The organism is Nocardia sp. NPDC004568 (assembly GCF_040609955.1).
Taxonomy (GTDB): domain Bacteria; phylum Actinomycetota; class Actinomycetes; order Mycobacteriales; family Mycobacteriaceae; genus Nocardia.
This window is the reverse complement of record NZ_JBEXLL010000182.1, coordinates 1-1,892: the sequence shown is the minus strand read 5'-3', so window position 1 is coordinate 1,892 and position 1,892 is coordinate 1. Positions and strand designations below refer to the sequence as shown.

The 1,892-nt window shown below is 66.8% G+C and carries 1 protein-coding gene; it reads left to right on the top strand.

What is annotated here, in order from left to right:
• Positions 1–1,892: condensation domain-containing protein (locus ABZV91_RS32410; protein WP_355249526.1), on the top strand; the 1,892-nt coding region annotated here is incomplete at both ends.

Sequence of the window (1,892 nt, the reverse complement as noted above, 5' to 3'; positions counted from 1 at the left end):
CATACTGCGGCGGGTTCGATTCCGTCGCTCGAGCATGTGTTCGTGATCGGTGAGGCGTTGCCGCCGGAGACGGTGTCGGCGATGCACGCGATTTCCGATGCTGCTGTGCACAATTTGTATGGTCCGACCGAGGCGGCGGTGTCGATCACGTATTGGCAGGCCACGGGTGCGGAGACCGGGAGTGTGCCGATCGGTGTGCCGCAGTGGAACAGTCGCGTGTATGTGCTGGACAGCAGGTTGCGGCCGGTTCCCGAGGGTGTCACGGGTGAGCTCTATCTTGCGGGTGATCAGCTGGCGCGGGGTTATGTGACGCGTCCGGATCTGTCGGCGGATCGTTTTGTGGCGAGTCCGTTCGATGCGGGTCGGCGGATGTACCGGACCGGTGACCTGGTGCGGTGGCGGCGAGTCGACGGCCAACCGGTACTGGAATATCTGGGGCGCACCGATTTCCAGGTGAAGTTCCGCGGCCAGCGCATCGAGCTCGGTGAGATCGAGTCGGCGTTGCTGGCGCAGCCGGTGGTGAGCCAGGCCGTCGTGACGGTCGCGGCGTCCGACCTGGGTGAGCAGCTGGTCGGTTATGTGGTGCCCGCTCCGGGTGCGCAGATCGTGTCGGCTGTATTGCTCGACGATCTGCGTGATGTGCTGCCGGTGTACATGATTCCGGCTGTGGTCATGGAGCTGGATGCGTTCCCGTTGAACACTTCGGGCAAGCTGGATCGTAAGGCGTTGCCGGCGCCGGTGTTCGAGACCAAGCAGTTCCGTGCTCCCTCGACTCCGATCGAGGAGATCGTGGCGGGTGTGTTCGCCGACGTGCTGGGTGTGCAGCGGGTCGGTGCGGATGATGATTTCTTCGCTCTGGGTGGTAACTCGTTGATCGCGACTCAGGTCGCGGCGCGTTTGGGTGCGGCGCTGGATACGACCGTGCCGGTGCGGATGCTGTTCGAGGCATCCACGGTGACCGCTTTGGCGGCCGCGGCCGCTGAGACCGCCACCGGGCGGGGGGATCTTCCGGTTCTCGCGCCGCGGGAGCGGCCGGAGCGGGTGCCGTTGTCGCTGGCGCAGCAGCGGATGTGGTTCCTGAACCGGTTCGATCGGGATTCGGTCGCCTACAACATTCCGATGGCGATCCGATTGTCGGGCGACCTCGATGTGGACGCGTTGCGTGCGGCGGTAGCCGATGTGGTGGGCCGGCACGAGGTCCTGCGGACGATCTACCCGGAGACCGATTCCGGTCCGGTGCAGCTGGTGCTGCCGGTCGGCGACGCCGCACCTCGACTCGAGGTGCGTTCCGTCGCGGCCGCGGATGTTGTTCCGGCGGTCTCGGAATTGGTGTCGACCGGTTTCGACGTCACCGCCGAGGTGCCGTTGCGGGTCGCCCTGTTCGAGGTGAGCGATACGGCCGGCGACGGCGCGACCGGTGAGTTCGTGCTGGCCATGGTGGTCCACCACATCTCCGGTGACGGTTTGTCGGTGGCCCCGCTGACCCGAGATCTGATCACCGCGTACGCGGCTCGGGTCGTGGGTGAGGCGCCGGGCTGGATGCCGTTGCCGGTGCAGTACGCCGACTACAGCATCTGGCAGCGTGAGCTGCTGGGCGATGAGGCCGATCCGGAGTCGCTGGCCGCGCGGCAGGTCGAGTACTGGCGGTCCGCGCTGGCGGGTGTGCCCGACCAGCTGGACCTGCCGGCGGACCGGCCGCGTCCGGCGGTGCAGTCGTTCACCGGTGGCCGGGTCGAGGTCGCTATCGATGCCGAGATCCATGCCGGTTTGCAACGGGTGGCCCGAGAGCGGAATGCGACGCTGTTCATGGTGGTGCATTCCGCGTTGGCGGTGTTGCTGTCGCGCCTGTCGGGCACCGACGACATCACCATCGGTACCCCGGTCGCGGGTCG